Raw genomic sequence first — 18,141 nt, 5'->3', positions numbered from 1 at the left:
GTGCCACGTCAAGCGGACGACCGTGGCAGCTCGGGGGTGGGGCCTCCCCACCGTAGGTAGGGGACGAACATGGCGATGATGCGGCTCCGGCGCGAGGACCCGCGTGTTGTCGGTTCGTTCAGGCTTCACCGGCGGCTCGGCGCCGGCGGCATGGGGGTCGTGTACCTCGGTTCGGACCGGCGCGGACAGCGGGTGGCGCTCAAGGTGATCCGGCCGGATCTGGCGGAGGATCAGGAGTTCCGGTCGCGATTCGCGCGCGAGGTGTCGGCCGCGCGGCGGATCCGGGGCGGCTGCACGGCACGGCTGGTCGCCGCCGATCTGGAGGCGGAGCGCCCCTGGTTCGCCACGCAGTACGTGCCGGGGCCCTCGCTGCACGACAAGGTCGCCGCGGACGGCTCGCTCGCCGCGGCGGAGACGGCGGCGATCGGCGCGGCGCTCTCCGAGGGGCTCGTCGCCGTGCACGAGGCCGGGGTGGTGCACCGCGACCTGAAGCCCTCGAACATCCTGCTCTCCCCCAAGGGCCCCCGGATCATCGACTTCGGTATCGCCTGGGCGACCGGCGCGAGCACGCTCACCCACGTCGGCACGGCGGTGGGATCCCCCGGCTTCCTCGCCCCCGAGCAGGTGCGCGGAGCGGTGGTCACGCCCGCGACCGACGTGTTCTCGCTGGGTGCCACGCTCGCGTACGCCGCGACCGGCGACTCCCCCTTCGGGCACGGCAGTTCCGAGGTCATGCTCTACCGGGTGGTGCACGAGGAGCCGCAGCTGTACGGCGTACCGGACGCGTTGGCTCCGCTGCTGCGGGCCTGCCTCGCGAAGGATCCGGACGAGCGGCCCAGCACCCTGCAGCTTTCGATGCGGCTGAAGGAGATCGCCGCGCGAGAGGCGCAGGGGCTGTCCGAGGCTCGGCCACCCGCGCAGCGCGACCGGACCGAGCAGGACGTCCATTCGGACCGTCAGACCGCTCGGTACACGGAGCGGAACACCCAGGGGCGTGCGACGGGGAACACGGGGGGCGGTGCGGGGGCTCCCGCGCCCCGCGAGCGGGTGTCCCGGCCGTCGGCGCCGCGTACCGGCGACCCGCGCACGGGCGGCTCCCGTACCGGCGGCTCCCGTACCGGCGGCTCGCGGCCGTCACCGTCGCGGGGTGGCGCGGGTACGGGTGGCCGTCCCGCGTCCCGGCCCGGGGTGCGTACGACATCCACCGGTCGCAGACCGGCCAATCCACGGCTGCTTCGTCAGCGCATCTTCGTGTTCGTGGTCGTGACACTGGTGGTGGCGCTGAGCATCACCGTCGCGCAGGGGCTGCGGGGCTAGGCCGTGTTCTAGAACTCCCGCCTGGCACGCGACGCCTGGCACGCACTCCCCCGTAGCCCTGCGGGCACGGGAGGTGCCCCCACGCTGCGTTGTCGGACTCATCCAGGTACGTCCAGTACGAGGATGATCTCCCCCAGAGCTGCGCCTGGGAGGTGCCCCCACCGCCTTGCGATCGCACGCACCAGACGCCGCGAGCCCCGCCCTACGGGCGGACGGCGCTAGTTCTCAAACACGGCCTAGCCCTGTCCGCCCCCCGCGGGCATCAGCTCTGCGGGCGGCCCGTCGCCACCGCGTAGAACGCCACCGCGGCGGCCGCGCCCACGTTCAGCGAGTCCACCCCATGGGCCATCGGGATGCGTACCCACTCGTCCGCGGCGACGAGGGCCTGGGTCGACAGACCGTCGCCCTCCGCGCCGAGCATCAGCGCGACCCGGTCGAGCCGGTGCGGGGCCGCCTCGTCGATGGCCGACGCCTTCTCGTCCGGCGTGAGCGCGAGGAGCTTGAAGCCCGCCTCCCGTACGGCTTCGAGGCCCTTGGGCCAGGATTCGAGGCGCGCGTACGGCACCGAGAAGACGGCGCCCATCGACACCTTCACCGAACGGCGGTAGAGCGGGTCCGCGCAGTCGGGCGAGAGCAGCACGGCGTCCATGCCGAGCGCGGCGGCGCTGCGGAAGATGGCACCGATGTTGGTGTGGTCGTTGACCGACTCCATGACGACCACGCGGCGCGCGTCATGGAGCAGTTCCTCGGCCGTCGGCAGGGGCTTGCGCTGCATCGAGGCGAGGGCGCCGCGATGCACGTGGTATCCGGTGACACGTTCGGCGAGGTCCGGGCTCACGGCGTACACCGGAGCCGGGACTTCGTCGATGACGTCACGCATGACGTCGACCCACTTGGCCGAGAGCAGCATCGACCGCATCTCGTAACCGGCGTGCCTGGCGCGGCGGATGACCTTCTCGCCCTCGGCGATGAAGAGGCCCTCGGCGGGCTCGCGCTTGCGCCGCAGTTCGACGTCGGTCAGGCCCGTGTAGTCGCGCAGACGCGGGTCGTCGGGGTCATCGACGGTGATGAGATCAGCCACAGGGTGATACTGCCTTGTCCGGGGTGAGGTGCCAACGGCTGGGGCGGAGATTGGTTACCGCTGGTTACTGGTGAGCCGGCTGCTTCCGCGGGCCCTCGGTGACGACGTCGCCGATGACGATCACGGCGGGGGGCCGTACGTCCTCGGCCCTGACGGTCTCCGCGACCGTCGCGAGCGTCGCGTCGACGCGGCGCTGAGCGGCCGTCGTGCCCTCCTGGACCAGGGCCAGCGGGGTGTCCGGCGCCTTGCCGTGGGCGATGAGCGCCTCGGCGATCGCGCCGATCTTGTCGACGCCCATGAGGATGACGAGCGTGCCGCGCAGCTTGGCGAGCGACTGCCAGTCGACGAGGGACCGCGGGTCGTCCGGCGCGACGTGGCCGCTGACGACCGTGAACTCGTGGGCCACGCCGCGATGGGTGACCGGGATGCCGACGGCACCGGGTACCGAGATGGAGCTGGAGATGCCCGGGACGACCGTGCAGGCGATGCCCGCTGCGGCGAGCGCCTGGGCCTCCTCCATGCCGCGGCCGAAGACGAACGGGTCGCCGCCCTTGAGGCGGACGACCGACTTGCCCGCCTTCGCGTGCTCGATCAGCGCGTTGTTGATGGCCTCCTGGGCCATGAACCGGCCGTACGGGATCTTCGCCGCGTCGACCACCTCGACGTGCGGGGGGAGTTCGTCGAGCAGGTCGCGCGGGCCGAGGCGGTCGGCGATGACGACATCGGCCTCGGCGAGGAGGCGCCGGCCGCGGACGGTGATGAGGTCCGGGTCGCCGGGGCCGCCACCGACCAGCGCCACGAACGGGGCACGGGCGCGGTGGTGAGGGGCGGCGAGTGAGCCGTCACGCAGTCCTTCGACGATCGCGTCCCGTACGGCGGCGGAGCGACGGGGGTCGCGTCCGGTGAGCACCGCGACCGTCACGCCCTCGCTGCGGCCGGTGGCCGGGGTCCAGGCGGTGGCCGCTTCGGCGTCGTCGGAGCGCACGCACCAGGTCTTGGTGCGCTCCGCCTCGGCGGAGGCGGCCTCGTTGGCGACGGGGTCGCTGCTGGCGACGAGCGCGTACCAGGCGTCGGCGATGTCCCCGTCCTCGTAGCGGCGCCTGGTCCAGGTGATCTCGCCGGCCTCCGCCATGGCCTCGACGGAGGGCGTCGCGGACGGCGAGACCAGGGTGACGTCGGCGCCGGCCGCGACGAGCGCGGGGAGGCGGCGCTGGGCGACCTGGCCACCGCCGATGACGACGACGCGGCGGCCCGAGAGACGGAGGCCTACGGGGTAGGCAGGGTGCTCGTGCGCGAGGCTTTCGGCGTGCGCAGGGGTTTCGGCGTGCTCAGCGTGCTCGGCCATGGCGGTGCGGCTCCTCGGGGCGGCGGTGCGGGGCCGCTGCGACGGTGAAGCGGCTGGTGGGGACGGGGATGAGGGGTCCTCGCGACCACGATACGGGGTGGGGGTCACGGGGTTGAGCGGGCGTCGCGGGCGTGCGGTGTTGCCCGGTGCCGTGCGGGCGGCCGGTGTGTCCGTCCTCAAACGCCGGACGGGCTGGGTTTGCGGTGTTGCCCTCTGCCGTGACGGCGTCACGGCAGAGGGCAACACCGCAAACCCGGTCCGGCCGCCGTCACGGCAGAGGGCACACCGTCACCTCACCCCCCGCCGGAGGCGCACCTCGCTATTTCTCCGTCACGCCCGCGGAGTCGAACGTCGCGACCTCGTGCATTGCGCGGGCAGCGCTCTGGACCAGCGGGAGGGCCAGCAGCGCGCCCGTGCCCTCGCCGAGGCGGAGGTCGAGATCGACCAGCGGGCGCAGGCCCAGCTTGTTGAGGGCCGCGACATGGCCCGGCTCGGCGCTGCGGTGGCCGGCGATGCAGGCCGCGAGTGCCTCCGGGGCGACAGCCCGGGCCACCAGGGCCGCGGCACCCGCCGAGACACCGTCCAGAACGACCGGCGTACGCAGCGACGCGCCGCCCAGGATGAAGCCGACCAGCGCCGCGTGTTCCAGGCCGCCGACCGCCGCGAGGACGCCGATCGGGTCGGCCGGGTCGGGCTGGTGGAGTTCGAGAGCGCGCCGCACGACATCGACCTTGCGGGCGTGCATCTCGTCGTTGATGCCGGTTCCGCGTCCGGTGACCTCCACCGGGTCGACGCCCGTGTAGACGGAGATCAGCGCGGCCGACGCCGTGGTGTTGGCGATGCCCATCTCGCCGGTGAGCAGCGCCTTGTTGCCCGCGGCGACGAGGTCGCGGGCCGTCTCGATGCCGACCTCGACCGCCGCGAGGACATCGTCCCGGGTCAGCGCGGGGCCGGTCGTGAAGTCCGCCGTACCGGGACGGACCTTGCGCGGCAGAAGACCGGGCGTGGCCGGCAGGTCGGACGCCACACCGACGTCGATGACGCAGACCTCGGCCCCGACCTGGTTGGCGAAGGCGTTGCAGACCGCTCCCCCGCCGAGGAAGTTGGCGACCATCTGGCCGGTCACCTCCTGGGGCCACGCGGTGACGCCCTGGGCGTGCACCCCGTGGTCACCGGCGAAGATCGCGACCGCCGCGGGCTCCGGGATCGGCGGCGGGCACATCCGGGAGAGCCCGGCGAGCTGCGCGGAGATGATCTCCAGCATGCCCAGCGCCCCGGCCGGCTTGGTCATCCGCTTCTGCCGCTCCCACGCCTCGCCGAGCGCCTTCGCGTCCAGCGGACGGATGTTGGAGACGGTCTCCTGGAGAAGGTCGTGGGGCTCCTCGCCGGGCAGGGCCCGGCGTCCGTACGTCTCCTCGTGGACGACCCAGGACAGCGGGCGGCGCTTGGACCAGCCCGCCTGCATCAGCTCGGGCTCCTCCGGGAACTCGTCGACGTACCCGACACAGAGATACGCGACGACTTCGAGGTGCTCGGGCAGCCCGAGAGCGCGGACCATCTCGCGCTCGTCGAAGAAGCTGACCCAGCCGACACCGAGGCCCTCGGCGCGGGCGGCGAGCCAGAGGTTCTCCACGGCGAGGGCTGAGGAGTACGGCGCCATCTGCGGCTGGGTGTGCCGGCCGAGGGTGTGACGACCGCCGCGGGTGGGGTCGGCCGTGACCACGATGTTCACCGGGGTGTCGAGGATGGCCTCGATCTTCAGTTCCTTGAACTGCTTCGCCCGGCCCTTGGGGAGGGACTTGGCGTAGGCCTCGCGCTGTCGCTGGGCGAGTTCGTGCATCGTCCGGCGGGTTTCGGCGGAGCGGATGACGACGAAGTCCCAGGGCTGGGAGTGGCCCACGCTGGGCGCGGTGTGCGCGGCTTCGAGGACCCGGAGGAGGACCTCGTGCGGGATCGGGTCGCTGCGGAAGCCGTTGCGGATGTCGCGGCGCTCGCGCATGACGCGGAGGACGGCCTCGCGCTCGGCGTCGGCATAGCCGGGAGCGGGGGCGCCGTCGGCCTCGGTCGTCGGCTCCTCCACGGTGGCGGGGCCCGCCTCCGGCTCGGGCGCGGCTTCCTCCTGCGCGGCTTCGAGCACGGCTTCCTCGCGCACGGCTTCATCGGACGCCGCTTCCTCGGACGCGGCTTCGGGTACGACTTCCTCGGCGGGTGCAGCCTGTGGTTCGGCGATGTCGCCGAGAAGCTCGGGCTCGCCGGTGGGCTGCTCGGCCACCGGCTCGGCGGACTCGGCCGCGCCGGGCTCCGGCTCGTCACCACTGCCACCGCCACGGGGCACGGGTACAGCCGCGGCGGCCTCCGGCTCGGGTGCGGGTGCGGGTGCGGGTGCCGGTGCGGCCACCTCGACCACCGGCTCGGCGACGGGTTCCGCGGGTTCCACCGAGTCGGCGGGCTCGGCGGGCTCGGCCACCTCCACCGGCTCCGGCGCCGCCACGGCCTCCGGCGCCGGTGCGACAGCCACCGGCTCAGGAGCGACAGCCACCGGCTCGGGAGCCTCGACCTGCTCCTCCTCGGCCAGGACCGTCCCGGCAGGCGGAGTGGGAGCAAGGTGCGGGGTGGTCGGCAAGGAGCCCTCGACCGGCACGAACCGGCCGACGGGAGCGGGCTCGGGGGCCACCGCCTGAGCGACCGCCGGAGCCATGGCCTGAGCCATCGCAGGAGCCATCACGGGCGCCTCTACGGCGGCCTCGGCGGGAGCGGCGACAGCAGTGTCCGCCGCCACTCGCACCGCCTCCGGGACGACCGTTTCTGCCGGCGCGGCGACAGCCACCTGGGGCTGGGAGGGCTGCGGGGACCACGGGGCGCCGCCCTGCGGCGGAATCTCGCCCAGCTGCGGCCCGGGCAGCACGGCCGGCTCCTCGCGGGGTACGTCGAGATACTCGGGCCCCATGGTCGCCGGGCCGGGGACGCCGGCCGGGACAGGTGCCGCCGGCGTCTGGCCGGCGCCGTTGCCCCGCCGCCCGGCGGGGCCGCGGTCGGACAGCGAGCGGACGACGCCGCCGGTCGCGTCGGGCACGGGCGGACCCATGTGGAGGGGGCGGCGTGCCGGGGGCGGCGTCGGCGTGGACACGGGCGGCGGCATCCGTACGCCGCCGAGGTCGACGGACCCGGAGTCGCGGCCACCGGCCTCGTGCGCCCCGGTCTCGTGCACGAGCTGCTCGGGAACGATCTGCTCAGGTACGGCCTGCTCGGCAACGGCCTGCTCAGGTACGAACTGCTCAGGTACGAACTGCTCGGGAACGAACTGCTCGGCAACGGCCTGCTGGCGCGGGGCCTGCTCAGCTACGGCCTGCTGGGGCGCGGCCTGAGCGAGGATCGCCTGTTCGGGGGCGCCCTGCTCGTACCCGGGCTGCTCGTACACCGGCTGCTCGGGCGTGTGTACGGGTACGACGGCCTCCGCAGGCGCCACCGGGTCGGGTGCGGGGAGGACGGGCGCGACGGGCGCCGGTGCCGCCAGGACGTCCGGCGCGTGTGCCACCTGCGGCGTCACCTGCATCTGCTGCACGGGGGCCGGAGCCGCACCGGGCGCCTGCACCTGTGCCACGCCCGGAAGCGGGGCGTGCCCCGGCATCTGGCCCGGCACCATGGCCGGCGGCGGCACCGACTGCGGGTCGCTCCACGCGCCCTGCGCGCTCGGCATCAGCAGCAGGTCGTCGTCCTCGCCGACGGATTCGGAGCCGCTCTCGGAGGGATCGAGGAAGGTGTACGCGCCCGGAGCGGGGATGCCCGGCTGCTCCACCATGCCTGCGTTCTCCGGCAGCCCCTCGCCCGGGACCTGGCCGGTGTCAGTCATGCGTACCCCTCGCCCATCGGTTGTGCTCCTTCAGACCTTCGCCCGGGGCGCCCGATCGCGGCACGCACCCGGTGCCCGTCATTACAAGAACGAGCGTGTGCGCCGCGCGGCACGAAAGCCCACAGACACCAAGCATTCTCGTGGCCGTTCGTGTCCATGGCAGCAGGATCCGCCACGGTTTGCTGTGGACTGCGCCACGTTGCGCGTCCCCCCGGTCGCGCCGTACCACAGCGGGACCCAAAACAGTCCCCTTTTCCGGACATTGACTGGGGGTCCCCCCGGCGGAGCCAGGGGGAGAATCGACGAACGACCGGCTGCGGTGCAACGATCGGCCAGCCTACCTCGCCATGGCATGGCGCCAAGGTCAGGGGCTGCGATCCAGCCGCTGCCCCGAGAGCAGGAAGACGACCGAGCGCTCGCGTTCCGACCATGCTCCGGTGTCCATGTCCACGGACTGGAGCAGGGCACATTCGACGGCGTATCCGCCGTCCGCCAGGGCTGCGCCGATCGCCTCGGCCTCGTCGCGGGTGGAGGCGTGGGCGACGATGCGCTCGGGCCTGCGGTCGGCGCAGGCGGTGACGACGGGGACTCCGCCGCCGCCGATCCGTACGACATCGGGTTCGGGGAGCCGTTCCAGCACGTGCGGCGCGCGGCCGCGGACGGTCTGCAGCTGGACTCCGTGACGGCGCGCGGCCGCGTCGGTGCGGAGGCAGGCGGCGGGGTCGTCGTCGACCGCGATGACCGCGGCGCCGAAGCGGGCGGCGTCGGCCGCGAGCTCCCCGCTGCCGCAGCCGATGTCCCAGACGAGGTCGCCGAGGCGCGGGCCGAGGCGGGCGAGCTGGGCGGCGCGCAACTGCACCGATTCGCCCTCGCCGGACTGGTGCTGCCCCTGCTCGGCGGGGTGCGCCCAGCCGCGTACCTGGGTGGGACGGCCCGGCTCGCGGCCCGCCGCCCAGCCTCCCCCATGGCCTTCGGCGTGCGGGTGTCCCCACCCCTGGGCCGAGGCGGCGCCGCCGATGACGATCACGACGTTGGGGTCGCGCCAGGCGTGGTCGGCGACCTTGTCGGAGGTGAGCACGGTGACCTGTTCGCGCTCGGTGCCGAGCTCCTCGCAGATCACGAAGGTGCGGTGGACGCCGTCGAGGAGCAGTGCGAGCTCGGCGGGGCCCGCGCCGGGCGAGGTGAGGACGGCGACCTTGGGGTGGGCCCGGCAGACGTTGACGGCGCGGCGCAGCGTACGGCTGTGGGCGACGACGATCTGGGCGTCGTCCCAGGGCATCCCGGCGCGGGCGAAGGCGGTGGCGACGGAGGAGACCGCGGGGACGACCTCGACCTCCAGTCCGTGCTGCGGTGCGCGCAGCGTGCGGACGACGCCGAAGAAGCCGGGGTCGCCGTCGGCGAGGACGACGGGGCTGCCGCGGTGTCCCGCGATCCTGCGGGCGGCGAGGTCCACGCTGCCGAGCCGGATGCGTTCGGCGTTCGCGGGCACCTCGGGAAGTGCCAGGTGGTGCGCCGCCCCGGCGACGAGAGTGGCAGCGGACAGGGCGGACCTGGCGGCTGCGGTCAGGGGCGAACCGTCCCAGCCGATCACCGTGACCCGGTCGGCCATCGTCGTCTCTCTCCTGGTGTCGTCGCAGGTCGGGAGCGCTGCCGACAGGGGTGAGCCAGCAGGCAGGCTGAGCGTACCTGGTGTCGGTTCCAGCTGGTGAAGGTGTCAGTTCCAGTCGGTGAACGTACCGAATCCGCCGGCGTCGGCCATCTGGTCGGCGACGCCTTCGAGGTCCTCGGGGAGCAGGCTCCACACGATGAAGTCGGTGCGCAGGTCGGCCCAGCCCCCGTCCTCGGTGCGGGTGCGGGCTATACAGGCTCCGCGCAGGACACCCTCGCTGATGCAGCCGATCTTCTGGGCCACCTGCTGGGACGCGGTGTTGTCGGCGGCGGTGCGCAGCTCCAGGCGCTCGAACCGCTGGTCGCGGAAGAGCCACTGGGCGGTGGCGAGCGCCGCCTCGGACGCATAGCCCTCGCCGCGGGCCCAGGGGGCGATGATGTACGAGATCTCGGTGGAGCGCACCCGCCAGTCGGTGTTGCCGAGCTGGATCACACCGACCAGGCGCTGAGTGAGGAACTCGGTGACGGCGAGGTCGATTCCGCGGCCCTCGGCACGCTCGGTGGGCGCGTGTTCGCTGATCCAGGTGCCGGCCGCCGCCTCGGTGAAGGGCTGGGGCACGGACGTCCAGGCGGCGACCAGTTCGTCGTTCATCATCTCGGCCAGGGCCGGGGCGTCTGCGGGTTCGAGCGCGCGCAGCACCAACCGCTCCGTGCTGATGGAGATGTCCGGAAAGGTGGTAGTCATGCGCAGCTCCATGCCGAAGACCGTCGTAAGGGCCGTAAAGGCACAGCATGCAGCATCGGGTGGTGGATGTGCATGGCCGGGTCGGTACGCCGCCACAGACGCCGAAGGCCCCGCGTACCGGGCGGGTACGCGGGGCCTTCGTTCACAAGGACCTTGCGGGAGCCGTTACTTGGCGGCGGGACCGAAGGCCGGGACGACCGAGCCGGCGTAGGTGTCCTCGATGTACTTCTTCACTTCGGGGGAGTTGAGGAGCTTCGCGAGCTTCTCCACCCGCGGGTCCTTCTCGTTGCCCTCCTTGACGGCGAGGAAGTTGGCGTAGGGGTTGCCCTCGGCCTTCTCCAGTACGAGGGCGTCCTTGGCGGGCTTGAGGTCGGCCTCGATGGCGTAGTTGCCGTTGATGACGGCGGCGTCGACGTCGTTCAGGGCGCGGGGCACGGTGGCGGCCTCCAGCTCCTTGAACTCCAGGCCCTTCTTGTCGGTGATGTCGGAGAGCTTGGCGTCGGTGCCGACACCCGCCTTGAGGGTGATGATGCCGTTCTCGGCGAGCAGCTGGAGCGAGCGGCCCTCGTTGGTGGTGTCGTTGGGGACGGCGATCGTCTGGCCGGCCTTGATGTCCTTGAGGGACTTGACCTTCTTGGAGTAGAGGCCGAGCGGCTCGAGGTGGACGTTGACGACCGGGACGATGGTGGTCTTGTTCTTCTTGTTGAAGTCGTCCAGGTACGGCTTGTGCTGGAAGAAGTTGGCGTCGACCTGGCCGTCCTGGGTGGCGGTGTTCGGCAGGACGTAGTCCGTGAACTCCTTGACCTCCAGGTCGAGACCGGCCTTGTCGGCCAGGTTCTTCTTGACGAAGTCGAGGATGTCGGCGTGCGGCGTCGGGGACGCGGCGACGACGAGCGGCTTGGACTCGGCGGCCTTGTCGCCGGAGTCCGCCTTGGCGCCCGGGTCGGAGGCGGTGCCGCAGGCGGTGAGGCCGAGGGTGAGGGCGGTGGTGGCGGCGAAGGCCGCGGTGAGCTTGATGTTCTTACGCGAGTTACGCACGAAAAGTGCCTCTTTCTGGTGTTGCGGTGGTGACGCCCGGACAAGGAGTGCGGGCCAGTGGTGGTGCGGGTGGAGCGGGGGGCTCAGGCGGTGCGGCCGCGGCGGGCCAGCAGGCGCACGATTCCGTCGCCGATCAGCTGTACGGCGGTGACGATCGCGATCAGGATGACGACGGTGATGAGCATGAACGGGGTCTCGAACCGCTGGAAGCCGTAGGTGACGGCCTTGGATCCGAGGCCCTCGCCGCCGACCGCGCCGGCCATCGCCGAGTAGCCGACGAGGACGATCACGGTGGTGGTGACGGCGGCGACGATCGAGGGCAGGGCCTGCGGGAGCAGCACCTTGCGGATGATCGTCGGGATGGAGCCGCCCATGGACTGGACGGCTTCGACCAGTCCGTGGTCGACCTCGCGGATCGCCGTCTCGACGAGCCGCGCGAAGAACGGGATGGCGCCGACCGCGAGCGGCACGATCATGGCCGTGGGGCCGATGAAGGTGCCCACCACCAGGGTGGTGAAGGGGATCAGCGCGATCAGCAGGATGATGAACGGCAGCGAGCGGCCGATGTTCACGATCACGCCGACGACCTTGTTCACCGGGGTGTTCTGCAGAAGTCCGCCCTTGTCGGTGAGGACCAGGAGAATGCCGAGCGGAAGTCCGCCGGCGACGGTGACGAGCGTGGACCACAGGACCATGTAGAGGGTGTCGATGGTGCCCTGGCTCAGCAGGGGCTGCATGTCCGACCACGTCACTTGACGGTCTCCTTCACCAGTTCCGCGCGCGGCGCGGGGATGTCCTCGGGCTCGTCGTCGACGATCTCGACCTGCAGGCCCTGTTCGCGCAGGAAGCCGACGGGCACGACGTTGTCCTCGTAGCGGCCGGGCAGTTCGATGCGCATCCGGCCGATCTGCTTGCCGCCGACGGTGTCCATCGCGGCGCCGAGGATCGAGATGTCGACGTTGTACGTGCGCGACAGCTGGGAGATCACCGGCTGGGTGGCGGCCTCGCCGTGGAAGGTGACGTCGACGACCGTACGGTCGGGGCCCGAGGCGTCCCCGGAGACCGGGAACAGCTCCTGGGCGAGTTCGGAGCCGGGCGTGGCGAGCAGCTCGCTGACCGTTCCGGACTCGACGATCCGGCCCTGCTTCATCAGGGCGGCCGAGTCGCAGACGGTCTTGACGACGTCCATCTCGTGGGTGATGAGGAGGACCGTCAGTCCGAGCTGCCGGTTGAGGTCCCGCAGCAGCTGGAGGATCGAGCGGGTCGTCTCGGGGTCGAGAGCGCTGGTGGCCTCGTCGGAGAGGAGCACCTTCGGGTCGCCGGCCAGCGCCCGGGCGATGCCGACGCGCTGCTTCTGGCCGCCGGAGAGCTGCCCGGGATAGGCCTTGGCCTTGTCGGCGAGGCCGACGAGGTCGAGGAGTTCGAGGGCGCGGCGGGAACGCTCGGCGCCGGAGACACCGAGGATCTCCAGAGGGAGCTCGATGTTGTCCTTCACACTGCGCGAGGAGAGCAGGTTGAAGTGCTGGAAGACCATGCCGATGCGGCTGCGCGCCTGGCGCAGTTCCTTGCCGGCGCGCCTGCCGCGTCCGGCGAGGGCGGTGAGGTCGGTGCCGTCGACGGTCACGGTGCCGGCGGTGGGGCGCTCCAGCAGGTTGACGCAGCGGATGAGGGAGGACTTTCCGGCGCCGCTGCGGCCGATGACGCCGAAGACCTCGCCCTCACGGACGTGCAGGTCGACGCCGTCCAGAGCGGTGACGTCGCGGCCTCGCGACTGGTAGACCTTGGTGAGGCCCGTAGTGGTGATCACAGGGGTTTCCGTCACTGTTGAGTGCGCGGCACGGGGTCCGCCGGGCACGGGTGTGTCGTCTTGGGACAGTTGGCGCGCAGCACGGACGACTGGGTGGCAGTGTGTGCGCGGGGCGGCTCGGTCCGCATGGCTTCAGCGGCGGACACGGCTCGGCTGTCGGGGGTCTCGCTTCGGGGCGCGAGGCTCAGGCAGGGGCCCTCAGAAGTCGCACATTCGACACATACAACGAGCACCGGGCGTCGTGATCGCCTCGGTCGCAAGGGTGCGGCTGCTCGTCGTGGTCATGCGGGCAAGTAAAGCAGACAGGCGTGCGAGCGGATCTCGGGCGTCCGCATAGCGGACTCCCTCGTTCCGGAGTGCGGACGGCTCAGCTCGCTGCGGTGATCTCCACGCCGTGGGCCGTGGCCCGCGCGGACACGGCGGAGAGGTTCTTGACGACGATGTCCGCGACGAGCTGGGAGGGGTCGTGTGTTGTGGCCAAGGCCACGGTGGTCATCCCGGCGGCGCGGCCCGCCGCGAGGCCCGCGGGCGCGTCCTCGAACACCACACAGCGCGCCGGGTCGACACCGAGCCGCCGCGCGGCGAGCAGGAACGGCTCGGGGTCGGGCTTGCCGCGCGTGATGTCGTCGGCGGCTATCAGCGTCTTGGGCCGTATGCCCACCTCCTCGACCCGGGCCTCGCCGAGCCGCCGGGTCGCGGAGGTGACGACCGCCCACCGCTCGGCGGCCAGGGACGCGAGCAGCGCTGCGGTGCCCGGCAGCAGGAAGACGCCGCCGGCGACGTCGTCCACCTCCAGCTGCTCGATACGGGCCACGGCCCGCGGCACCACGTCCGCGGGCAGCAGATCCGCGGCGATCTCGGCGGCGGGCCGGCCGTGCAGCTCGACGCGGGCGAAGTCATCCGCCGTGACGCCGTACTCCTCTGCCCATCGGGTCCAGCAGCGGTCCACCGACTCCATGGAGGAGACGAGCGTTCCGTCGTTGTCGAACAGCAGGGCTTCGGCGTGGATCTTCACGGTTCCGGGCATGGTCCCCGACCCTGTGCGGGCACCCCGGGGTCGAGCGCATCAGGTCTTTTGGCCCGTAATACGCTCTCTCCCATGCTTGACGCCCTGACGGTCGCGGTGTCCGTGGCCGCGCTCGCCCTCGCCGCCTGGTGCGGTTTCGCCACGTACCGGGACCAGCCCACGAAGGACTGGCACTTCATCGGCATGGCCGTGGTGACGGTGCTCGCGCTCGCCCAGCTGGTGATCGGGGTGGTGCAGCTGGCGCGCGGCGAGAAGGCCGACCAGGGAACGGCGCTCTTCATCGCGTATCTGATCGGCGCGTTCGCGGCGGTGCCCGCGGCCGGGTTCCTCTCGCTGACCGAGCGGACCCGCTGGGGCTCGGCGACGGTCGCGGCCGGGGCGGTCGTGCTCGCGGTGCTGGAAGTCCGGCTGTTCGACATCTGGGGAGGCTGAGATGACCGGGACCACCGCGGAAGAGACGCCCGGGACGAGGCTGGTCAAGGGGCCGGGCGTGCTGCTGGTCTGGCTGTACGGCGTGATGTCGGTCGGCGCCGTGTCGCGCTCGGTGTACCAGATCGCCACCGAGTACGACCGGGCGCCGCTCGCCTACACGCTGTCCGCCATCGCCGCCGTGGTGTACGCGTTCATCACGTACACGCTGTTCCGCGGCGGGGAGACGGCCCGCAGGGCGGCGCTGGTGTGCTGCGCCGCCGAGCTGGTGGGCGTACTGATCGTGGGCACCTGGACGCTGTCGGACCCGTCCGCCTTCCCGGACGCCACGGTGTGGTCCGACTACGGGATGGGCTATCTGTTCATTCCGGTACTGCTGCCGGTCACCGGAATGCTCTGGCTGCGCAAGGCCCGGCGCTGAGCCGGGCGCTGCCCGACGGGATCGCCCGGCGCCGGGCTACGCGCTGGTGGCGTAGTCCGGGGCACTCCGCGCCGGAGGTACCGCCGCCGCGTCGGCGTCCTTCTCCAGGGTGACGATGGTCAGCTTCGGGCCGATCTCCTCGGTGGAGACGGGTGCGTAGCCGTGGCTGCGGTACATCCGCAGATTGCGCTCGCTGCGGTGGCCGGTGAAGAGCTGGAAGCGCTTGGCGGCGGACTCGCCCGCGAAGTGCGCCTCGATGGCGTCGAGCAGCCGTCCGCCGAGGCCGTGGCGCTGCATCCGGGGGTGGACGATGAGCTTGGCGATCGTGGCGGTGCCGGCGGCGTCGACCTCGCCCCGTACGGACGCGATCACCTCGTCCCCGAGCCGGGCCACCAGCGCGTGGCCCCTGCCGAGCTCGGCCTTCAGGTCGTCGAGGGTCTGGGTGAGCGGTTCGATGCCGTAGTCGCCGTAGAGCTCGGCCTCGCTCTGGTAGCACAGGTACTGCAGCTTGAGGATGTGCTCGGCGTCCTGCGCCGCCGCCACTGAGATGGTCACGCTCATGCCCATGTGTGCATGCCTCCCGCTCGCCCACCGCCCGGTTGTGTGCAGACCGGTCGGCGCCTGGGCGCGTCCGGTCTACCGCTCCTTTCCCCGCAGTTCAGGAGCTGCAACCTCTGTCGCGAGCATTCTGCGCAAACATCCCAGGCAGCGGGAACGCATCGGCCCCAGACTTCCTTGTGAGATTCCCAACTCTCCTGCGATTTCTCGGTAGGTGGGGTCACGTGGGGACAGCATCGCAGTCAGCAGCCTTGGGCAGTGACCCGGTGTACGGGCCACGGCGGCCCGCAGTACGCGGCGCCGTTCGGCCATCAGGGCGGCCCGCTCCGGGCAGGCCGTGGGCCCGGCGGCAGGCTCGTCGCGGTACGGCCGCTCCCGCAGGGCCCGCCGCCGGGCACGGCGTGCCGCGTCGCGAACGGCTCCCTGCACCCAGCTCACCGCGTCGCCGGGCGGGCCCTCGGCGTCGATCAGTTCCAGGAGCCGTACCCAGACGTCCTGTTCCAGATCCCCGGAGTCCAGGGCCTCACCGTGTGCCTCGGCACTCGCCTCGGCCGCGACGAGCGGCCGCAGTACGCGCACCAGCGCGCCCGCGGCGGGCGTGTCGGCGCGACCGTCCGCGGCCCCGGTTCGCGGGGCCGGGACAGCGGAAACGGGGACGTGAGCGGGTCGGGAGGCGATGTCTTCGCGGAGCGTCATGTCCCGCGGGACGACGCCGCCGCGCGTTGCGGTTTCGGCGGCGTCCCGCTGTCACCCGACCGTATGACGGCCGTTCAGTCGTTGACGAAGTCGGCCCTGGCCAGCAGGCCCGTGTCCGGATTGTCGGTGAAGATCCCGTCGATGCCCTGCTCGAAGTAGACCTTGAACGCCCCGAAGACGTCCCCGTACGCGTGGGGGTCGGTGCCGCGCCGGAAGTCGGCGGGGAGGAAGGAGTTCTCGTTCCGCATCGTGTAGGGGTGCAGGACCAGCCCCTCGGCGTGCGCGTCGCGGACCAGGGTGGTCGGCGTCCCGAGCTTCCCGCTCGCGTCCTTGGGGATGATCAGGTCGAGGGTGGGGCCGATGCCCTGCGCGTACGAGGCGATCCACGCAAGGCCCTCGGGCTTGACCAGGTCCGCGACCGTGCGCGGGTCGCCCGCCTGGACGAAGTCCCAGGGGCGGGAGCTCGCTCCGGAGAGCAGGACGACGCGCGGCGAGTCCACGAGCTTCGCCAGCCGCTGGATGCTGCTCGGCTCGAACGACTGGAGGAAGACCGGCGAGTTCGCACGGTGCCGGCCGTACCGGCGCAGCAGCTTCGCCAGCCGCTCCTCCAGCCCGAGGCCGAGGCTCCGGAAGTACGAAGGGTGCTTGGTCTCGACGTGCAGCCATACGGGGTGTCCGCGGCGGTGGCCCTCCTTCTCGGCCCAGCGCAGCACCTCCTCGAAGGTGGGTATCTCCCAGCGGCCGTCGTAGAGGGTGTTCTCCTGGCGGCTGGCGGGGATCCGCTCCTTGGCCCGCAGGGTCTTCAGCTCGGCGAGGGTGAAGTCCTCGGTGAACCAGCCGGTGAGGCTGGTGCCGTCGACGGACTTCGTGGTCCTGCGGGACGCGAATTCGGGGCGGGAGGCGACATCCGTCGTGCCCGTGATGTCGTTCTCGTGACGGCAGACCAGATGCCCGTCCTTCGTGGGCACCAGGTCCTGCTCGATGACGTGCGCGCCCATGTCCAGGGCCAGCTGGTAGGAGCCGAGGGTGTGCTCGGGCCGGTAGCCGCTCGCGCCGCGGTGCGCGATGACGGTGGGTACGGGCAGCGCGCGGTACCCGGAGCCGTGGCCGTGCCCCTGGCTCTGACTGCCGTGGGGTTCCTGCGCGTTCGCCGCCGGGGCGCCGCCGATCCCCAGCGCGGCCGATCCGAGCACCGCCGCGCCCAGAACGGTCCGCCGCCCGGGGGTTCTGTCCGCACCCTGTGTCATGAACGCTCCTCCATGGGATGTGATGTCCCGCACCTGTCGACGGGGCCCGTGCGGCGCACGATGCTAGGCGCCGGGACGTTACGCGCGGGAGACCCTGGGCAAACGCGTCCCAAACTCAGGTCAACACTGTGTATCTGCTCGGTGAACCCAATGTGCGGAGGGGCGGGACCCACGAGTATCGTCCTCACCTGCACAGATTTCGTCGGACGTTCCCGACCGCCCCTGACACCGGAGGACCCGTTGTCCCGCTTGTCGCTCATCAAGGCAGTGCTCGGACCGTTCCTGCGCCTGATGTTCCGCCCTCGTGTGGAAGGCGCCGAGAACATCCCCGGGGACGGCCCGGTCATCCTCGCCGGCAACCACCTGACCTTCATCGACTCGATGGTGCTGCCGCTGGTCTGCGACCGTCCGGTGCACTTCATCGGGAAGGACGAATACGTCACGGGCAAGGGCCTCAAAGGCCGGCTGATGGCCTGGTTCTTCACCGGCGTCGGCATGATCCCCGTCGACCGGGACGGTGCGAACGGCGGTGTGGCGGCGCTGATGACCGGCCGCAGGGTGCTGGAGGAGGGCAGGGTCTTCGGCATCTACCCGGAGGGCACCCGCTCCCCCGACGGCCGCCTCTACCGGGGCCGTACGGGTATCGCCCGGCTGACCCTGATGACCGGCGCGCCCGTCGTCCCGTTCGCGATGATCGGCACGGACAAGCTCCAGCCGGGCGGCGCGGGCCTGCCGCGCCCCGGCCGGGTGACGGTCCGCTTCGGTGAGCCGATGGAGTTCTCGCGGTACGAGGGCATGGACCGCGACCGCTATGTGCTGCGGGCGGTGACGGACTCGGTGATGGCCGAGGTGATGCGGCTGTCCGGCCAGGAGTACGTCGACATGTACGCGACGAAGGCGAAGGCCGCGTAGCGCTCCGCTGAGCGATGGCAGTACCCCCCGGAGCAAGTCCGGGGGAAGCTGGGCCCCGGC

At 71.9% G+C, this 18,141-nt stretch carries 16 protein-coding genes; 4 read left to right on the top strand and 12 right to left on the bottom strand.

Annotated features, from left to right (window positions below; translation table 11 throughout):
• The first annotated feature begins 69 nt into the window (after positions 1–69).
• Positions 70–1,317: a serine/threonine-protein kinase gene (locus ACZ6ZQ_RS08965; RefSeq protein ID WP_469767883.1), complete on the top strand. Its 1,248-nt coding sequence runs from the start codon at positions 70–72 to the stop codon at positions 1,315–1,317.
• 262 nt (positions 1,318–1,579) lie between these two features.
• On the opposite strand, the gene ACZ6ZQ_RS08960 is transcribed toward ACZ6ZQ_RS08965, so the two are convergent.
• The 9 genes from ACZ6ZQ_RS08960 to ACZ6ZQ_RS08920 form a co-directional block, all read right to left on the bottom strand.
• The gene (locus ACZ6ZQ_RS08960; protein ID WP_469767882.1) at positions 1,580–2,398 is read right to left on the bottom strand and encodes a TrmH family RNA methyltransferase; all 819 of its coding nucleotides are present in this window, start codon (positions 2,396–2,398) and stop codon (positions 1,580–1,582) included.
• 64 nt (positions 2,399–2,462) lie between these two features.
• On the bottom strand, positions 2,463–3,743 hold the full coding sequence (gene cobA, locus ACZ6ZQ_RS08955; RefSeq protein WP_469767881.1) for a uroporphyrinogen-III C-methyltransferase: 1,281 nt from the start codon (positions 3,741–3,743) through the stop codon (positions 2,463–2,465).
• A gap of 319 nt (positions 3,744–4,062) precedes the next feature.
• On the bottom strand, positions 4,063–7,593 hold the full coding sequence (gene cobT / locus ACZ6ZQ_RS08950; RefSeq protein ID WP_469767880.1) for a nicotinate-nucleotide--dimethylbenzimidazole phosphoribosyltransferase: 3,531 nt from the start codon (positions 7,591–7,593) through the stop codon (positions 4,063–4,065).
• Positions 7,594–7,957: 364 nt separating this feature from the next.
• Positions 7,958–9,202 carry a precorrin-6y C5,15-methyltransferase (decarboxylating) subunit CbiE gene (gene cbiE / locus ACZ6ZQ_RS08945; RefSeq protein ID WP_469767879.1) on the bottom strand — a complete coding sequence of 415 codons (1,245 nt, stop codon included), beginning with the start codon at positions 9,200–9,202 and terminating at the stop codon, positions 7,958–7,960.
• A 105-nt stretch (positions 9,203–9,307) separates the two neighbouring features.
• Complete coding sequence (locus ACZ6ZQ_RS08940; protein WP_469767878.1) at positions 9,308–9,946, bottom strand: GNAT family N-acetyltransferase; 639 nt, start codon at positions 9,944–9,946, stop codon at positions 9,308–9,310.
• A 165-nt stretch (positions 9,947–10,111) separates the two neighbouring features.
• Positions 10,112–10,984 (bottom strand): MetQ/NlpA family ABC transporter substrate-binding protein, encoded by an 873-nt coding sequence (locus tag ACZ6ZQ_RS08935; RefSeq protein WP_469767877.1) that lies wholly within the window; start codon positions 10,982–10,984, stop codon positions 10,112–10,114.
• A gap of 83 nt (positions 10,985–11,067) precedes the next feature.
• Positions 11,068–11,736 carry a methionine ABC transporter permease gene (locus ACZ6ZQ_RS08930; RefSeq protein WP_469767876.1) on the bottom strand — a complete coding sequence of 223 codons (669 nt, stop codon included), beginning with the start codon at positions 11,734–11,736 and terminating at the stop codon, positions 11,068–11,070.
• The gene (locus tag ACZ6ZQ_RS08925; protein WP_469767875.1) at positions 11,733–12,791 is read right to left on the bottom strand and encodes a methionine ABC transporter ATP-binding protein; all 1,059 of its coding nucleotides are present in this window, start codon (positions 12,789–12,791) and stop codon (positions 11,733–11,735) included. Before ACZ6ZQ_RS08925 ends, ACZ6ZQ_RS08930 begins: the two co-directional genes overlap by 4 nt.
• 367 nt (positions 12,792–13,158) lie before the next feature.
• Complete coding sequence (locus tag ACZ6ZQ_RS08920; protein ID WP_469767969.1) at positions 13,159–13,806, bottom strand: HAD-IA family hydrolase; 648 nt, start codon at positions 13,804–13,806, stop codon at positions 13,159–13,161.
• Between the two features lie 84 nt (positions 13,807–13,890).
• On the opposite strand from ACZ6ZQ_RS08920, the gene ACZ6ZQ_RS08915 reads away from it, so the two are divergent.
• Entirely contained in the window at positions 13,891–14,250 is a 360-nt protein-coding gene (locus ACZ6ZQ_RS08915) for a hypothetical protein (RefSeq protein ID WP_469767874.1), read from the top strand.
• Between the two features lies 1 nt (position 14,251).
• Positions 14,252–14,668 (top strand): hypothetical protein, encoded by a 417-nt coding sequence (locus tag ACZ6ZQ_RS08910; RefSeq protein ID WP_469767873.1) that lies wholly within the window; start codon positions 14,252–14,254, stop codon positions 14,666–14,668.
• Positions 14,669–14,704: 36 nt separating this feature from the next.
• Here ACZ6ZQ_RS08910 and ACZ6ZQ_RS08905 read toward each other — a convergent pair whose 3' ends face one another.
• The 3 genes from ACZ6ZQ_RS08905 to ACZ6ZQ_RS08895 form a co-directional block, all read right to left on the bottom strand.
• Positions 14,705–15,235 carry a GNAT family N-acetyltransferase gene (locus ACZ6ZQ_RS08905; RefSeq protein ID WP_469767872.1) on the bottom strand — a complete coding sequence of 177 codons (531 nt, stop codon included), beginning with the start codon at positions 15,233–15,235 and terminating at the stop codon, positions 14,705–14,707.
• Positions 15,236–15,304: 69 nt separating this feature from the next.
• On the bottom strand, positions 15,305–15,922 hold the full coding sequence (locus tag ACZ6ZQ_RS08900) for a sigma-70 RNA polymerase sigma factor region 4 domain-containing protein (RefSeq protein ID WP_469767871.1): 618 nt from the start codon (positions 15,920–15,922) through the stop codon (positions 15,305–15,307).
• A 74-nt stretch (positions 15,923–15,996) separates the two neighbouring features.
• Positions 15,997–17,169, bottom strand: coding sequence for a glycerophosphodiester phosphodiesterase (locus tag ACZ6ZQ_RS08895; protein WP_469767870.1), 1,173 nt, complete (start codon positions 17,167–17,169; stop codon positions 15,997–15,999).
• Positions 17,170–17,418: 249 nt separating this feature from the next.
• On the opposite strand from ACZ6ZQ_RS08895, the gene ACZ6ZQ_RS08890 reads away from it, so the two are divergent.
• Entirely contained in the window at positions 17,419–18,081 is a 663-nt protein-coding gene (locus ACZ6ZQ_RS08890) for a lysophospholipid acyltransferase family protein (protein WP_469767869.1), read from the top strand.
• Positions 18,082–18,141: the final 60 nt, after the last annotated feature.

The sequence above is a fragment of the Streptomyces sp. NPDC053673 genome (genome assembly GCF_055585225.1).
Note: the sequence above shows the minus strand (reverse complement) of the source record. Positions and strands in the feature narration are given on the sequence as shown.

Excerpts from the sequence above, each read along its gene's own strand:
- ACZ6ZQ_RS08965 (WP_469767883.1), top strand. The coding sequence starts at position 70 with ATGGCGATGATGCGGCTCCGGCGCGAGGACCCGCGTGTTGTCGGTTCG.
- cobA (WP_469767881.1), bottom strand. The coding sequence starts at position 3,743 with ATGGCCGAGCACGCTGAGCACGCCGAAACCCCTGCGCACGCCGAAAGC.
- cobT (WP_469767880.1), bottom strand. The coding sequence starts at position 7,593 with ATGACTGACACCGGCCAGGTCCCGGGCGAGGGGCTGCCGGAGAACGCA.
- cbiE (WP_469767879.1), bottom strand. The coding sequence starts at position 9,202 with ATGGCCGACCGGGTCACGGTGATCGGCTGGGACGGTTCGCCCCTGACC.
- ACZ6ZQ_RS08940 (WP_469767878.1), bottom strand. The coding sequence starts at position 9,946 with ATGACTACCACCTTTCCGGACATCTCCATCAGCACGGAGCGGTTGGTG.
- ACZ6ZQ_RS08915 (WP_469767874.1), top strand. The coding sequence starts at position 13,891 with ATGCTTGACGCCCTGACGGTCGCGGTGTCCGTGGCCGCGCTCGCCCTC.
- ACZ6ZQ_RS08910 (WP_469767873.1), top strand. The coding sequence starts at position 14,252 with ATGACCGGGACCACCGCGGAAGAGACGCCCGGGACGAGGCTGGTCAAG.
- ACZ6ZQ_RS08905 (WP_469767872.1), bottom strand. The coding sequence starts at position 15,235 with ATGGGCATGAGCGTGACCATCTCAGTGGCGGCGGCGCAGGACGCCGAG.
- ACZ6ZQ_RS08900 (WP_469767871.1), bottom strand. The coding sequence starts at position 15,922 with ATGACGCTCCGCGAAGACATCGCCTCCCGACCCGCTCACGTCCCCGTT.
- ACZ6ZQ_RS08895 (WP_469767870.1), bottom strand. The coding sequence starts at position 17,169 with ATGACACAGGGTGCGGACAGAACCCCCGGGCGGCGGACCGTTCTGGGC.